12 protein-coding genes and 1 pseudogene are annotated in these 15,863 nt (G+C 67.6%); 5 read left to right on the forward strand and 8 right to left on the reverse strand.

The window, feature by feature from the left end:
- Positions 1–214: 214 nt before the first annotated feature.
- Both DPQ64_RS03430 and DPQ64_RS03435 read left to right on the forward strand, forming a co-directional pair.
- Entirely contained in the window at positions 215–1,027 is an 813-nt protein-coding gene (locus DPQ64_RS03430; RefSeq protein ID WP_115862957.1) for an ABC transporter ATP-binding protein, read from the forward strand.
- Positions 1,020–2,765, forward strand: a complete 1,746-nt coding sequence (locus DPQ64_RS03435; protein ID WP_115862958.1) for a hypothetical protein — start codon at positions 1,020–1,022, stop codon at positions 2,763–2,765. Before DPQ64_RS03430 ends, DPQ64_RS03435 begins: the two co-directional genes overlap by 8 nt.
- 87 nt (positions 2,766–2,852) lie before the next feature.
- Here DPQ64_RS03435 and DPQ64_RS19995 read toward each other — a convergent pair.
- The 8 genes and pseudogenes from DPQ64_RS19995 to DPQ64_RS03470 all read right to left on the reverse strand — a co-directional run.
- Positions 2,853–3,023, reverse strand: a pseudogene (locus tag DPQ64_RS19995) (DsrE family protein); the annotation flags it as partial.
- A 54-nt stretch (positions 3,024–3,077) separates the two neighbouring features.
- Positions 3,078–3,731, reverse strand: coding sequence for a dolichyl-phosphate hexose transferase (locus tag DPQ64_RS03440; RefSeq protein WP_232820470.1), 654 nt, complete (start codon positions 3,729–3,731; stop codon positions 3,078–3,080).
- 280 nt (positions 3,732–4,011) lie between these two features.
- Positions 4,012–5,376 carry an ABC transporter ATP-binding protein gene (locus tag DPQ64_RS03445; RefSeq protein WP_115862960.1) on the reverse strand — a complete coding sequence of 455 codons (1,365 nt, stop codon included), beginning with the start codon at positions 5,374–5,376 and terminating at the stop codon, positions 4,012–4,014.
- The gene (locus DPQ64_RS03450; protein ID WP_115862961.1) at positions 5,373–6,404 is read right to left on the reverse strand and encodes an ABC transporter ATP-binding protein; all 1,032 of its coding nucleotides are present in this window, start codon (positions 6,402–6,404) and stop codon (positions 5,373–5,375) included. The genes DPQ64_RS03445 and DPQ64_RS03450 overlap by 4 nt, the downstream gene beginning before the upstream one ends.
- On the reverse strand, positions 6,404–7,294 hold the full coding sequence (locus DPQ64_RS03455) for an ABC transporter permease (protein ID WP_198661990.1): 891 nt from the start codon (positions 7,292–7,294) through the stop codon (positions 6,404–6,406). The genes DPQ64_RS03450 and DPQ64_RS03455 overlap by 1 nt, the downstream gene beginning before the upstream one ends.
- Positions 7,294–8,262, reverse strand: a complete 969-nt coding sequence (locus DPQ64_RS03460) for an ABC transporter permease (protein WP_115862962.1) — start codon at positions 8,260–8,262, stop codon at positions 7,294–7,296. Before DPQ64_RS03460 ends, DPQ64_RS03455 begins: the two co-directional genes overlap by 1 nt.
- Positions 8,263–8,461: 199 nt before the next feature.
- Complete coding sequence (locus tag DPQ64_RS03465) at positions 8,462–9,796, reverse strand: M28 family peptidase (protein WP_115862963.1); 1,335 nt, start codon at positions 9,794–9,796, stop codon at positions 8,462–8,464.
- Positions 9,793–11,511, reverse strand: a complete 1,719-nt coding sequence (locus DPQ64_RS03470; RefSeq protein ID WP_157971572.1) for an ABC transporter substrate-binding protein — start codon at positions 11,509–11,511, stop codon at positions 9,793–9,795. Before DPQ64_RS03470 ends, DPQ64_RS03465 begins: the two co-directional genes overlap by 4 nt.
- 558 nt (positions 11,512–12,069) lie before the next feature.
- Between DPQ64_RS03470 and DPQ64_RS03475 the strand changes: the two genes are divergently transcribed.
- Genes DPQ64_RS03475 through DPQ64_RS03485 form a run of 3 tightly spaced genes read left to right on the forward strand, consistent with a single transcriptional unit; the run spans position 12,070 to position 15,389 of the window.
- On the forward strand, positions 12,070–12,846 hold the full coding sequence (locus DPQ64_RS03475) for a hypothetical protein (protein ID WP_115862965.1): 777 nt from the start codon (positions 12,070–12,072) through the stop codon (positions 12,844–12,846).
- Between the two features lie 2 nt (positions 12,847–12,848).
- Positions 12,849–13,139 carry a hypothetical protein gene (locus tag DPQ64_RS03480; RefSeq protein WP_115862966.1) on the forward strand — a complete coding sequence of 97 codons (291 nt, stop codon included), beginning with the start codon at positions 12,849–12,851 and terminating at the stop codon, positions 13,137–13,139.
- Positions 13,140–15,389, forward strand: a complete 2,250-nt coding sequence (locus DPQ64_RS03485) for a type B DNA-directed DNA polymerase (protein WP_115862967.1) — start codon at positions 13,140–13,142, stop codon at positions 15,387–15,389. It abuts the gene before it with no gap.
- Positions 15,390–15,863: the final 474 nt, after the last annotated feature.

The following is a 15,863-nucleotide window of genomic DNA, read 5'->3' on the forward strand; positions in this document are numbered from 1 at the left end:
GCCGGCTCGCGGTCGAATGCCTCCGTCGTCCGGAACGCGATATCGAGTCAACAGATTGAAGTTGATGTGTAAAGGGCGCTTTACTGTAAAGGAGAGTTTACACCGAGATGCCTGCACGACCCACCGCGCTACGAGTCCTCACGAACAGTTCGCGCGACGATCCGGTTCCGCCTCGCGACTACCGTCACGGCACGCTATCGAGGGCGATGCTTTCATGACCGACTTCGCGATCGCTGCCGACGGACTCACGAAGCGGTACGGCGGCGAACCCGCCGTCGAGGACCTCTCGCTGTCGGTACCGCCGGGAACCGTCTACGGGTTCCTCGGCCCGAACGGAGCCGGCAAGACGACGACGATGCGGATGCTGGTCACACTCACCGAACCCACGGCAGGCACCGCGGAAGTCGCCGGCGTCCCCATTACGGACCGCTCTCGGTTGACCCAGCGAATCGGATACCTGCCCGCGGACCCGCCCGTCTTCGACGAACTCACCGCCTGGGAACAGCTCCGCCACGTCGCCAGGCTTCACGGTATTCCCGACGAGCGAGCGGACGAACGCATCGAGGCGCTTCTCGACCGCTTCGACCTCCTCGCCGACGCCGACCGCCCCATCGCCTCGTACTCGACGGGGATGACCCGGAAAGTCGGGATAATCGCGGCGCTGTTCCACGACCCCGACGTGGTGCTACTCGACGAACCGACGAGCGGTCTCGACCCCCGCGCAGCGCGCACCGTCCGGGACACCATCGCCGACCTCGTCACGCAGGAGATGACCGTCTTCCTCTCGACCCACATCCTGCCCGCCGTCGACGAACTCGCAGACACGGTCGGGGTCATCGACGACGGCACGCTGGTCGCGGAGGCTCCCCCCGCGGAACTCAAGGCCCGAGCGAACGAGTCGCCGGATCTCGAAACGGCCTTCCTCGAAATCACCGACGAGCGGGACGCCAAGGGCGCCGAGCGAGCCGACGGTCGAACGCCGGAGACCGGCGGCCGGGAGGCCGAACGGAGTTCGAAGAATGCCTGAGAACTCGCCTCCCGCCACCGACCGGTCGCCGTCGACCACGCGATCCGGGGCCGGCAGTCAGGGCGCTACTGCAAACGGTCGGTTTCGCGACATCGTGCCGTCGCCCCGGTCCAGTTGGGAGATCGCCCGGATCGACCTGATCCGAGGCTACCGATGGGTCAGAAACCAGGACCTCTGGCTGGCGTTCACCGTCGTCGTCGGGTTCATCGGTGCGTTCCTCCTCTGGGAGACGTTCGACGCGGCGAGAAACGTCGGCACGCAACTGACTGCTGGCGGGCCCACGCCGACGTGGCTGGTGACGGCCACGGGCATTCTCTGGCTGTTCCTGACGATCCTGTTAGCGGGCGACGGTGTGAGTAGCAACACCGACCTCGACAACGACGGTCAGTATCTGACGATCCGCCCGGCCGCAGACGTCGTCGGCGGGATGCTGATCGCGGCAGCCAGCAAGTTCTCGGTGTACACGATACCGCTCGGACTCGTCGCCGGCGCCGGACTGGCGGCCGGGTCCGGCTCGCCGTTACCGCTGGTCGGGATGCTCGCCGCAGCAGTGGTCGTCGTTGTCTCGGCTGCGGCGATCGGCTACCCGATCGGATTCACGATCAAGGGCGTCATCCGTCGGTCGCGGAACCTCGGCCGATTGACGACCGTCGTCGGCGTCGTTCTCGGACTCGCATACGTCACGCTCTCGGTGACAGGCGAACTGTTGACGGTCGTCGAGCGACTGGAACCGGTCTTGCAGGCCCCACCGGTGGCGTGGTTCGGGCATCTCGCGCTCGCGACCACTCCCGACGCCAGCATCGACCCGACTGGCGCGCTGCTCCTCCTCGGGCTCTCTCCCCTCGCCGTCTCCGGCGGGACGGTTCTGTCGGTCCCGGCCGCACGATACGCGTGGCTGGCCGATACCGCCCACGCGAACGACGGTGACGACGAAGAGCTGCCGACGGCACCGGACCGTCGCGTCGACGCGGTTCTCGGTGCGGTCTGTCGAGCGCCCGCGACGCGCGGTATCGCGAGTACGACGCTCCTTCGGGCCGTCCGCTCGCCCCTCCAGTTCGTGTTCGTCGCACCGCCGCTTCTGGCGGCCATCTCCTTCGTGGAAGGTGCCGTGACGAGCGGAACGGTTCCGTGGTACGTCCCGTGGTTCGTCGTCTGGTACGGCGCGTGGGCGGCCGGTGCCGTGATCCCGTTGAATCCGCTGGGCAATCAGGGCGCGACGCTCCCGGCGCTGTTGACCGCACCCGCACGCGGACGACACGTCGTCCACGGTCACGTTACCGCCGCGACCCTCGTGGGTGCGCCACTGACCGCGGGGACAGCTATCGGGGCGGGCTATCTCGCGGGGAGTTCGGAAGCGGTACTCGTCGCGCTCGGCATCGCGAGCGTCGCTGCGGTGGTCGGGAGCGCGACGCTCGCGACCGGCATCGGCTCGCTCTTCCCGCGCTTCGAGGCGGTCAGTCTGGACGCGTCCAGACAGGCAGTTCCGCCGAGCAAACGGGCGTACAGCCTCTTTTCGATCTGTCTGAGTCTGATCGTCGTCGCAGTCGCGTTCGCGAGCGACGAGACAGCCAGAGTCGCGGGGTCCGTTCTGCTCTCGCAGTGGCTCCCCTTCGGCATCGACCCGAGCATCGACGCGGTGACGGCACTCGGCTGGGTCGTTCTGGTCGGCGCTGGCCTGGCGATACCGCTCGCGTATCGGACCGCCGCCCGACGCATCGAAGCCTACCGAGTGGACTGAGGCCGGACGGGGAGTTTGCGGGACGGACCCCCACTGGGTTCCAGTTGAAGTCCCGTTGGAACCCAGCCGGGCCAGCGGACATCGGTACTCCGTCGACCGTTCCGGAATCCACTGGGTCCCGGCCCCGTCGAAGATCAACTGAACCTCGTCGCCTTGCGTTTCGGAGAACTCCGTGGCGGTCTGGAGCCCGTTGACGACCCGGCCCTTGTCCGCGTGCGATTCGACCCCTGCAAGAATTACGACGGCTGCTTTCGTCATGGCCTCAGTTGGGTCGCGCGTAACTATCGGGCGACAGCCGACATCTTCCGGCTGTTAGTTTCTGCGCCCGCGCTCCTCCACACACACCTTCACGATGGACTTCGCGATGGCGGCCCCGCCCGAGAGCGGGTCGAGTTTCGTCTCGCCCGCGCGCTCGTCGTACTCGATGGGGAGTTCGCGCACGTCGTAGCCCCGCATCAGCGGGCGGATGAGCAGTTCCGCCGACAGTCCGGTGTTCTCGGTCCACGCGATCTGCTCGATCACCTCGCGGCGGTAGGCCCGCATCCCGGTCGTGGTGTCGTGGACCAGCTCGCCCATCAGCAGGCTCGCCAGCCCGGCGAACGCGTAGTTTCCCCAGCGGTTGAGGTCCGGCATCGCGGACGCGCCCCAGTAGAGCCGGTCGCCGCTCACCACGTCGTTGCCGCGATTCACCGCGTCGAGGAACTCGGGCAGTTGCTCCATCGGGTAGGTGTCGTCGCAGTCGGTGGTCACCACCACGGCCCGGTCGGGCGTCAGCAGCGCCTCCCGGACCGCGACGCCGTAGCCCTGCGGCTCCTGCCGAACGACCCGCGCGCCCTTCTCGCGGGCGATCTCGGGCGTGCGATCCGACGAGCCGTCCACGCAGACCACCTCGGCCCGGCCGTCGGTCACGCGCTCGACGTCGTCCAGCACCGTGCCGATGGCCGCTTCCTCGTTGTAGGTGCCCATGACGACGCTCACGTCGTCGAAGGTGTACCGCTCGCCGCTGTCGCCGGTCGTTGCCTCGCCGCTGTCGCCGGTCGTGCTTTCGTCTTCGGCGACGCCGTCCGATTCCTCGTCCCCTGCTCGGTCCGCGTTCATGCTGTTCGTCGGTTGTGGCGAGCGGTATTTGAACTTTTAGGTTCGCCAAAAACAGGCGCGGGCCGGGCCGCGGGGTGGACCTTCGACCGCTGGGGAAAACGCCTCCCTTCCGAGAGTGTCTTCTGCGCTCTCGGAGGAATTTCGGTCCTCAGAGGATCTTCTCCCGGTTCCGCTCGCGCAACTCGTCTCTGTCCGGGTGGTCCCGCGTGGCCTCGGAGTGCAGGTGACAGCGCACATCGGTCCCGTGTTCGGTCGTCGTGAGGTCCGGTTCCTCGGTCTCGCAGACCGTGACGAAACCTGCGTCTTCGAGTCGGGCCACCGCGTCGTCGTCGTTTCCGACGACGAGTTCCGCGAGCGCCTCGCGCGCCACGGTCGCGGCCGAATCGGGAACGGCTCGGTCCGTCGCGTTCCCGACCCGTTCTTCGACCTGATTCCGGTACAGCGCGTCGACGACCGCGTCGTCGTCCGCCCGTTCGTCGCCGTCCACGAGCGTCGAGCGCACCGCGTCCGGCTCTATCTCGCCGTTAGCCAGCCTGGTCCGCAACCGGAACAGTTCGCGCCAGATCCGCTGGTCGTGGTCCCACTCCTCGGGCGGCACGATCTTCGGACAGCGCGGGTGGAACTGACAGCCCGACGGCGGATCTATCGGCGTCGGCACGTCGCCCGCGAGCGGGATGCGGTCCGGCGTCGCGGACGGGTCCGGGTTCGGGATGCTCGACAGCAGCGCCTGCGTGTACGGGTGCGACGGGTTCGTGAACACCGACTCCGTCTCGCCGATCTCGACGAGGTTCCCGAGGTACATCACCGCGATGCGGTCGCTCACGTGACGGATCACGCTCAGGTCGTGGGTGATGAACAGGAGCGTGAGGTCCATCTCCTCCTGCAGTTCGCCGAGGAGGTCCAGTATCTCGACCTGCACCGACACGTCGAGCGCGCTCGTCGGCTCGTCGGCGACGACGAACTCCGGTTCGACTGCAAGCGCCCGGGCGATGGCGACCCGCTGGCGCTGGCCGCCCGACAGCTCGTGGGGGTATCGGTCCAGGTACTCCGCCCCCAGCCGGACGCGTTCGAGCAACTCGGTGCTTTGCTGGACTCGCTCGGCGCTCGAGGCCCCGATGTCGTGGACCTCCATCGGTTCGACGAGGGTCTCGCGGACCGTGTACCGCGGGTTCAGTGACCCGAACGGGTCCTGGAAGATCATCTGGGCGTGACTCCGGTACTCACGCAGGGCCGCCGCGTCGAACTCGTCGACCGCCTCTCCCCGGTAGCTGATCGACCCGGCCGTGGGATCGAGCAGCCGCAGCACGAGTCGGCCGAACGTGCTCTTCCCGCAACCGCTCTCGCCGACCAGTCCGACCGTCTCCCCGTCCCGAATCCGGAGGTCGACGCCGTCGACCGCCTGGACGGTCTGGACCGACTGGTCGGGGCGGAGCCGTCGCAGCAGCGAGTCGTTCTGGGCGAAGTGCTTGGTGAGTCCCGACACTTCGAGCAGCGGCTCGTCGCTCCCGCTCATGGGTCCTCCCAGATGCAGGCGCTGTAGTGGTCGTCTCCCACGGTTCTGAGCCGCGGGTCGGTTCGCTCGCAGTCTTCGACGCTGGCCGGACAGCGCTCGGCGAAGTGACAGCCCGCGGGGAACTCCCGCGGGTCCGGCGGCTCGCCGCCGATGGGGTCCAGCGATTGGGTGGACGCCGTGGGGTCGGGGATGCAGCCGAGCAGCCCCTGCGTGTAGGGGTGTCGGGGGTCCTCGAACACCGTCTCCACGTCGCCGTACTCCACGATCCGGCCGGCGTACATCACCGCGACCCTGTCGCAGAGCTCCGCGACCACGCCCATGTCGTGGGTCACGAGCAGGGTCGCCATCCCGAGCGAGTCGGTCAGGTCGCGGATGAGTTCGAGGATGGCCGCCTCGATGGTCACGTCGAGCGCGGTGGTGGGTTCGTCCGCGATGAGCAGGTTGGGCTCGCACGCCAGCGCCATGGCGATCATCGCGCGCTGTTGCATCCCGCCGCTGAACTGGTACGGGTAGTCGTCGACCCGCGCCTCGGGGCTCGGGATGCCGACCTGCCGCATCAGCTCGACGGCGCGCTCTCTGGAGGCTCCCTTCTTCAGGTCCTCGTGGACCCGGAGCGGTTCGCCGATCTGCCAGCCCACGTCGAACACCGGGTTCAGCGCGGAACTGGGCTCCTGGAACGTCATCGCCATCTCGTTGCCTCGGAGGCGTCTGAGTCGCTCGCCGGTCATCCCGCGGACGTCCTCGCCGTCGTACAGGATTTCGCCGTCGACGATCTCGCCGGGCGACCGGATGAGCTTCATCAGCGAGAGGCTCGTGACGCTCTTGCCCGAGCCGCTCTCGCCGACGAGCCCCAGAACCTCGCCCTGTTGTATCTCGAAGGAGACGCCGTCGACGGCCCTGAGTTCGCCCTCGTCGGTGTGGAAGTGCGTCCGCAGGTCGCGGACGGACAGCAGCGGGTCGTCTCGCGCGATCAGTTCCCACTCCTCGCGGTCCGCTTCGTCAGTTCGTGCCGCAGTCGTTCGTGTCATTACTGATCCACCAGTTGCGGGTCGTACACTTCGCGCAGGCCGTCGCCGAGCAGGTTGAACGCGAGGACGGTGATCATGATGGCGAAGCCCGGGAACACCGAGATCCACCACTCGGCTGGCAGGTACCGGCGACCGTCCGCGATCATCACGCCCCACGTCGGCTGGGGCGGCTGGACGCCGAGCCCGAGGAACGACAGCGACGCCTCGATGATGATGGCGAGGGCCACGTGGAACGTCGCCTGAACGATCACGGGACCGATGGCGTTCGGCAGGATGTGCCGCCAGAGGACCGAGACGTTGCCGAGGCCGATCCCCTGGGCGGCTTCGACGTACTCGGACTCCTTGATGGAGAGCACCTCGCCGTGGATCAGCCGGGCGTACTGGGGCGAGAACACCACCCCGATGACGAGGATCAGGTTCCACAGGCTCCCGCCGACGACGCCGATGATGGCCAGCGCGAGCACGAGCGCGGGGAACGAGATGACCACGTCCATGCTTCGCATCGCGAACTCGTCGATCCACCCGCCGAAGTAGCCGCCTACGCTCCCGATGGGCACCCCGAGCAGGACGCCGAGCAGGACCGACCCGACCCCGACGGCCAACGACACGCGCGTCCCGAAGATGATCCTGCTCAGCACGTCGCGCCCGGTCAGGTCCGTGCCCGCGGGGTGGTCGACCGAGGGCGACTGGAGCGACCGGTCGTAGTTCTCCTGGTACGGGCTGTACGGGGCCACGACCGGCGCGAGCACCGCTGCGCCGACGATCAACACGATGAGCCAGAGCGAGATCCGACTCGCCCGGCCCATCCTGCCGTAGGTCTCTCTCGCGCTCCGAAGTCGGTCCGCGATTCGTTCGCGCCGCGACGGTCGCTGGACGTTCTCGGCGGTCATCAGTACTCCACCCTCGGATCGAGATACGTGTACATCATGTCGACGACGAGATTCAGGACCACGAACACCACTGCGACGAACAGGACGATCCCCTGGACCAGCGGCACGTCCTTCGCGGTCACCGCCTGATAGAGGAGACGACCGATGCCTGGCCACTGGAACACCTGCTCGACGACGACGGCGCCGTTCATCAGCACGCCGATCTGGAAGCCCAACACCGTCACTACCGGGACGAGCCCGTTCCGGAACGCGTGGACGAGCACGACGATGCGCTCGCGGACGCCTTTCGCTCGGGCGGTCCGGACGTACTCCTCGCCGAGCACGTCGATCATCGACGACCGTATCTGGCGGACCATGATGGCCGCGAACCCGATGCCGAGTGTCGCCGCGGGCGCGATGGCGTGCTGGAACCACGCGACCAGCCCCTTCGAGGGCGCGACGTACCCGCCGGGTGGAACCAGAGTCTGTCCGTACCACTGCTGCCAGAACAGCGAAAACACGAGGATCACGACGATGCCGACCCAGAAGGCCGGGAGGCTGATGCCAGCGAACGAGACGAGTCGCCCGAATTCGTCGACCCAGGTGCCCCGATACGCCGCGCTGAGCAATCCGACCGGAATCGCGACCACCAGCCCGAGTATCGCCGCGATGATTCCGAGTTGTGCCGTCGCCCACGCCGACCGCAGCACGACCGTCGTGACCGGCTCCTCCATCGAGTAGGACGTGCCGAGGTCTCCCTGGAGCGCGTTCGCCAGCCACTTGTAGTACTGGACGTGGATTGGCTGGTTGAGCCCGTACTTCTCGGTGACGTACGCGATCTGGGCCTCGCTCTGCTGGCCCGCGGGCAACAGCGACGATACCGTGTCGCCGGGCGTCAGCTTCAGCAGCAGGAAGATGCCCACGGAGATGACGAACAGCACCGGAATCATCAGGAACAGCCGCTTGAGGAGGTAGTTCGTCCTATTCATCCTTCGGCGTCACGTCGCAGGTCGGGCGCTCGGTCGCGACTCGGCGGGACCTCGCCGCGGGGGGGGGGGGGGGGGGGCGGGGGGCCCCCCCCCCGGGGCCCCGGGGGGGGGGGGGGGGGCGCCCCCGCCCCCGCCCCCCCCGCGACCGAGGGTTCGTCGGCTGGTCTCGACGCCACCGACGTTTCGTCGGCTCGCCCGGTCACGGCCACCACTCCATCTTCCGGAGCGCTTCGAGCTGATCCTCGGCGTCGAGCTTGGCCCGGATCGCTTCGACGGGCTCGTGGTTCGTCTCGACCTCCCCGTCGGCGAGCGCGCCGACGAGTCCCGTTATCAGGATGGTCTGCTCGCGGAAGTCCCGGGGCTCCACCTTGTCGAGGGTGTCCCCGTGGGTGTGGCCCCAGCCGCGGAGCGCCTGCTCGGACGACGTGGAGACGAAGCAGGTCGGCACCCCTCGCTTGAAGAACTGCCAGTGGTCACTGAACGGGACCGACGCGTTCACCGTCGCTATCGGGTGCTCGAAGTAGTCGCTGGTCGCCTCGACGACCCCTTCGAGCGCGTCGAATCCGTGAGTGTAGGCTTCGAGATCGCGGGACTGGGCCAGCCCGTCGAGATTGACGATGGCCTTCACCCGGTCGGTGTCTAACTCCTCGGCGGCGTGGCCCGACCCGACGAGGTTGATCTCCTCGGAGCCGAACGCGACGGCGTGGACGCGGGTGTCGAGCGCCGATTCCGCGTCGGCGAGCGCGTTCACCACCGCGACGAGTCCGGCCGTCCCGGTCCCGTTGTCGACCGCACCGCGCCCGAGGTCGTGGGCGTCCACGTGACTCGTCACCAACAGTTCCTCGTCGGTGTCGGGGCCGATCTCGGCGTGAACGTTCCGGCTCGTCGCCGATGCAATCGTCGCGGTCACGTCGAGCGTGAGTTCTTCGCCCTCGAACTGACGTGCCAGTAGCAGCCCGATCTCCTTGCTGACGGCGACTGCCGGGATCTCGCCGATGGGTTCGTCCGCCGTGCCGAGACTCCCCGTCATCGGGAGGTCGCCGTCGAGCGTGCTCCGGAAGGCGAACCCGGCCGCGCCGCCCTCGACCGCGCGGCCGTACTTCTCCGTCCGGTGGACGAATCGGCCGTACCCGTCGGGGACGCCCGCGGCGACCTGCACGATCCGCCCGCTCACGTCGGCGTCCGCGAAGTCCTCCGGCGTCCCGTACCCCAGATCGAGTAGGGGGCCGGTGGCCGTCTCGGACGGACTGCGGGGCAGGGCGAGCACCTCGAACGAGTCGTCTTCGCCCGCTACTGTGATCGAACTCTCGCCCCGTTCCCAGCCCGTGATGTCGTACTCCGAGAGCCGGACGTTCCGAGCGCCCGCCGATTCGAACGCTTCGGCCGTGGCCTCGGCGGCGCGCCGCTCGGCGTCGCTGCCCGGCAATCGTCCGCCGATGGCCGTCAGCGTCTCGAGGTGGGACCACCCGACGTCGCCGGTGAACAGCGACTCTACGTCTACGCGGTCGTGAAACCCCGCGTCGCCGCCCGTCATTGCTCCAGCCAGACGTCCTTCAGGATGATCCGCTGGTTCGGGTACACGTCGTAGTTGCGCACCGAGCTCTGAACGCCCTGGATGACGCTGGGCCACACGAGACCGATCCGGTCGGCGAACTCGGTCGCGTCCTGCTCGAGCTGGGCGTACAGCTCCTCGCGCTCGCTCCGGTCGGTGGTTTCGCGGGCCTGCTCGATGACGTCGTCGGACTGGTCGTAGTAGGTGACGTTGAGGAAGTGGCCGGTGTGGTACTTCCAGTACGCGAAGCTGTCAGCGTACATCTCGACGCTCAGCGTCTGGACGTTGCTCTCGAAGTCCTCGACCGACGGTCCCGGTGGCTCGTTGCCCCACTGGCCGAGCAGCGACCCCCACGCCGAGGACTCCTCGACGGTGTTGATCTCCATGTCGATGCCGACGTCGGCGTAGTTCTGGCTGAGAATCTCCGCCACGTCCGAGAACGGGGGCTGGTTCGGGACGAGACACTCGAACGAGAGGTCGGTCTCCCCGGCCTCTTCGAGGAGCTGCTGGGCTCGCTCTGGGTCGTACGGGTACCTCTGGGTCGCCTCCTCAGAGTGGGCCCAGTGCCACGGCGGGAACACGCCCCAGCCTGGTTCGGCGTAGCCGTTGTACGCGACGTTGACGATGGCCTCGCGGTTGACCGCGTGCATCATCGCCTGTCGGACCTTCTGCTTCCCGAACTCTTCCTTGTTGAGGTTGAGGAAGTTGCACATCCGGATGACGCTAGCGGTCGACTCGACCGAGATGCCGTCGGCGCTCTCGAGCGAGTCGGCGTCGGTCGCCGGAACGGGGCCGGCCACGTCGACCTCGCCCGTCCGGAGTTGGGTCATCCGCGTCGAGGACTCGGGGACGATCTCGAACCGGACCTCGTCGAGGTACGGGAGCGGCTCGTCGTCCCGCCCCGTCTCGAAGTAGTCGTCGAACGCCTCGAACGTGTAGTGGTCCTGCTTTTGCCCCTCGACGAAGGTGTAGGGTCCGGCCCCCCACGTTCCCGTTCCCATGGTACCGAAGTCCTCGCCGTGTTCGTCGACCGCCTCCATCGGCAGGATGAACACCGACGTGAGCGTGTTCACGAAGTCGGCGAACGGCTGGGCGAGTTCGAACGTGACCTCGAAGTCGCCGGTCGCCCGCACCGTCTCTTCGGGGTCGATTCCCTCGCCCACGAGGAATCCCTGGAAGTTCGACAGCGACGTCGCGCCGTACTCCTCGTCGAGTATCCGGTGGAAGTTCTCGACGACGTCCTCGGCCGTCAGCTGGCGGTCGTACGGCGGGTGGAACGTGACGTCGTCCCGGAGCGTCACGACGTAGGTCGTCGCGTCCGCGCTCGCGTCGATAGACTCGGCTATCTCCGGCACTACGTCGCCCTCCGGCGTCAGCGCGACGAGCGAACTCGCGTACGCCCGGGCCAGCATCACGCCCTGCGAACTCCGCGTCTTGTGCGGGTGGAGCGGCGCGGACGGGTCCGTCGCGATGGCCGCGACCAGCTCTCCCCCCCGCGAGATGGCCGACGCGTCTGCCGTCGTCGTCTCCGGGTCACCATCCGAACTCGTCGTCTCCGAGTCGCCACCGGACGCGTCCGTCGTGGTGTCGTTGTCGCTGCTTCCCCCGGAACAGCCGGCCAGCATCGTCGCACCGGCGACCGACGACCCGCCGGCTACTTTGAGGAATTGTCGTCTATCCGAATTTCGATCTGGCATTACTGACTTAAGAGCGCCTTCTGCACTTAGTGTTTTTGTTATATTCGATATTTGGATAGGGTATTTCATTCCGTAGGCGTGCGAGCTCCGGATTCTTCGAGGCGACGAACGCAGTCGAGGAGGAGTAATCGAGTGCCGTCAGGGGGGTCGAGAACGGTCGTAGATTCTCCCGTGCTGTACGCCTGCTCGAAGGCAGTTCGATATAGCTGTATTTGGTTTATCTGTTGGGCGCGGATCGTCACCCGAAGTTGGAATCTCTGGTGAAAGATAGGATACAAACTATTTATCCGTCGGAGAGGTGAGTACGAGGAACGCCGATTGGACTGGATTCGACTGATAGACCGATCTCGAACATCCGATGGAGGACCCGGCGAGTAACAGGTGGCGACAGAGGAGTCCGGCGTCGGCTTCATTTTCACCCGCACGGGCCACCATCGCCACGACCCGAACCGCCCGAAAGCGTCCGGATTCCGGTAGTCCCGCGACACTTTCACTTTCACCGTGAGGATGGCCGACCGTTAAACGGCTCTCCGATTTATCCGAACACGGAGAGGATTCATGACGGGAGGAGCCACTCACTCGCGAATCGTGCCCCGACTCGACTCGGGGCTGACCGTGCTCGACCGACCGCGGCGGCGCTCGCCGGCGCTCCACCAACTCGTGCTGGCCGAACTCGCCGAGCGCGAGGGCCGAACGTTCTGGGTCGACGCCCGCAACGAGGCCTCGACCTATGCGCTGTACGAGCTCGCGCCGAGTCGCGCGAGACTATCGGGCGTCCGGGTCGCGCGGGCATTCACGGCCTACCAGCACCACTCGCTGGTCCGGCGCGCGGTTCGGGAGGCCGCCGACCCCGCGCTCGTGGTCGCGCCCTGCCTGCCTTCGCTGTATCGGGACGACGACGTGCCCGACCGGGAGGCCGCCGACCTGTTCGAGTCGTCGCTGACCATCCTGCGGGAGTTCGGCCGCGCGACCGACGCGCCGGTGCTCGTCACCGCCGAATCCGCAGATTCGGCGGTGACGAGCACCGGCGCGTCGACATCAGCGGGCGCTGACTGCGACAGCGACGGTGACACCTTCGCCACCCTGCTCGGCGAGTACGCCGACGGCCATATCGAGTGCACCCGAACCGAGGCGGGCCTGAAGTACGCGACCGAGGACTTCGAGACCACGGTGTACCTCGACGACGGCTACTGGCAGACCACCATCCCGTACTGGGTCGAGCTATTCGGCGCGGTCGCCGGCGAAGCCGACGACCCCGCGCTCGCCGCGGCGGCGGCCGGGCTAGTCGACGCGTCCACCGGCAACCGACCCGGCGGGGAGAACGCGGAGGTGTAGCCGTGGGCCGGACCAACCCCACCTTCCGGGACTTCCTCGACAGTTACGAGGACGATTGGGCCCGGTTCCGCCGGGGGCTGCGACGCCAGCACAAGCCTCACTTCGACCGGCTGTTCGAGCGCGCCCGCCAGCACGCCGACGCCGCGGGGTACATGAACGCCACCGACCCCGAGACGGCCTTCCTCGTGTCGGTCCTGCTCGCGCAGGAAATCGAACTCCGGGAGCTTCGCGAGCGCCTCGACGAGGAGTGCCGCGAGGGCGACGGGGCCGACCACGAAGTCTCTCGGGAATAGATGGCGTTCAAGATCGACGTCACGGACGACGCGGTCGTGGAATGGCACCGAACTGCGGACGGCGGTGTCCGGACCGAGCGCGTGACCGACTACTGGCCGTCGGTGTTCGTCGCCGGCGACGCGGGCGCAGCGACTGCGCCCGCGTCACCGGCGAGCGGTGGGATGACCGCCCCTGAATCGCCAGCGAGTGGCGGGGCGACTGCCGAGCGCGGGCCGATGGCCGACCTCCGCGCGGCGCTCGACGCCGATCCGAAGGTCGCCCGCACCGCGGTCGTGGAACGGTTCGCCCGACTGGACGCCGACGAGCGCGTGCCCGTCCTGCGGGTCGACCTCGCGCGCCCGAGCGAGGTCGACCAACTGGCGCGCGAGATCAGAGGGCTTCACGAGCGCGGGACCTACCCGCCCGGGACCTTTCGACTCTACGACGTGGACTTCTCGCCCGGGTTCCGGTACTGCGTCGAGACCGACACCGACCCGACCATCCCCGAGGCGGTCGACCTCCGGACGCTCGAACTCCGCGTCGGGCGCAAGCGCCTCGCCGACCGCGACCTCTCGAAGCTCGAAATCGACGGCGAGTCGTTCCGCGCGACGCCGGACGTACTGCTCGAAATTCTGGAGAACCGACTCTCCGAGGTCGACCCCGACGTGCTGGTCGTGAACCGCGGGGAGTTGATCGCGCTCCTCTACGAGAAAGCCGCCGACTGTGGCCGCGAGGAGTTCGAACTCGGCCGGACGCGAGAAGGCGCTTTCAGCTTTCGAAAGCTCGCCGGCGAGAGCACCTTCCACAGCTACGGCCGGGTGAGCCACTCGCCCGCCCGGTACGACCTGCCGGGTCGCGTGCTGATCGACACCTCCAACAGCTTCCTCTGGGATTCGGCGGGACTGGCCGGGCTGCGCTACCTCTCCGGGAAGTCGTGGCGGCCCATCCAGGAGGTCGCCCGGGCCAGCATCGGCACGATCCTGACCAGCATCCAGATACGAGAGGCCCGCGAGCGCGACGTGCTCGTCCCGTGGACCAAGTGGCGGCCCGAGGCGTTCAAGGACGTGCGGACGCTCCACGCCGCCGACCGCGGCGGGTTCACCTTCTCGCCCGAGGTCGGCCTCCACGAGGACGTGCGCGAGGTCGACTTCGCGTCGCTGTACCCCCGCATCATCTGCGAGTACAACGTCTCGCCCGACACGGTGCTGTGTGACTGCCACGCCGACCGCGCGGACGTGCCGGAACTGGGGTACAACGTCTGCGACGACCGGGGGTTCCTCGCCGACGTGCTCGAACCGCTGCTGGACGACCGCGCGGCGCTGAAAGAGAAGATCCGAACCGGCACGGATTCCGACGGCTCCGACGACGAGATCGCCCGCGCCCGCCAGATATCGAACGCCATCAAGTGGATTCTCGTCTCCTGCTTCGGCTATCAGGGCTACCGGAACGCCAAGTTCGGCCGCATCGAGTGCCACGAGGCCATCAACGCTGTCGCACGCGACCTGCTGTTGACCGCCAAGGAACGATTCGAGGACGAGGGCTGGCGGGTCGTCCACGGCATCGTCGACAGCCTCTGGGTCACGCCCGCGGACGACGACCCCGCGCCCCTCGATTCACTGGTCAGCGCGGTCTCCGACGAGGTCGACATCCCGCTCGAACGCGAGGCGACCTACGACTGGCTCTGCTTCGTCCCGCGACGCGACTCGGACGCGGGCGCGCTCAACCGCTACTTCGGGAAGGTCGCCGGTCGCTCGAAATACAAGCTCCGCGGCATCGAGGCCCGCCAGCGCTCGACCTCGGCGTTCGTCGAGCGCGTCCAGCGCGACCTGCTCGACGCGCTCGACCGCCACCGCGAGCCCGCACCGGTCTGTGACGTGCTGAAGCGCCACCTCCGAGACCTCCGGGCGGGCGACGTGGACCCGGAAGAACTGCTCATCACCCGGCGCGCGTCGAAGTCCCGCGAGGCGTACAGCCACAGCACCCGGACCGTGGCGGTGGTAGAGCGGGCGGCGAACGTCGGCCTCGACCCCCAGCCCGGCCAGTCGTTCGACTTCCTCGTGATCGACGACGACGCCTCTCGCACGCGCGAGCGCGTGCGACTCGACTTCGAGTTGGCAGGAAGTGAAGGGTACGACGCGGCGTTCTACGCCGACCGGCTGCTTCGGGCGGCCGAGAGCGTGCTCGCGCCGCTTGGCTGGGACGACTCGCGCATCCGGCGGTACCTGCGCGACGTCGAGGAGGTCCGACTGTCGGCGTTCGGCGGCGGGTAAATCGGTCGTGCGCCGTCGACGGATTATCTGTCATCGCGGTCTGCGCGGTGAACCGGCGTTGTCATCCCCGAGAACGGTCGAAGTCCTGAAATTCGGGGAGACTTACTCGGAGAAGATCGACCGCTCCGCCGAAGCTGTTGCGTATAGCGCCATGTGATTTACGTGGCGTAGGTTCGACGCCGAACGGCGAAAATCTCGTGGGAATCGAGACTACTGGCGTAGAAAAGGATGACGAATCGCCGAGTCGAGGCGACGGTGAAACGGCCTGGACGAGACCGCCGACTGGTGCATTCGACAGGACCGAATCGTAGCGACCGACGGCGACTCTCCCATCGGGCCAGCGTCATATAGCATCGAACGACCGAATCACCGAACCCCGTCTTTGAGCGACCGAACCACCGAACTCCCCGGCTCGCGGGGGGGGGGGCCGGTGCGGCAAAAGCCCGCCCGGGCCCCCCCCCCCGCCGAGAGGCG

The organism is Halorussus litoreus (assembly GCF_003382685.1).
Lineage (GTDB): Archaea > Halobacteriota > Halobacteria > Halobacteriales > Haladaptataceae > Halorussus > Halorussus litoreus.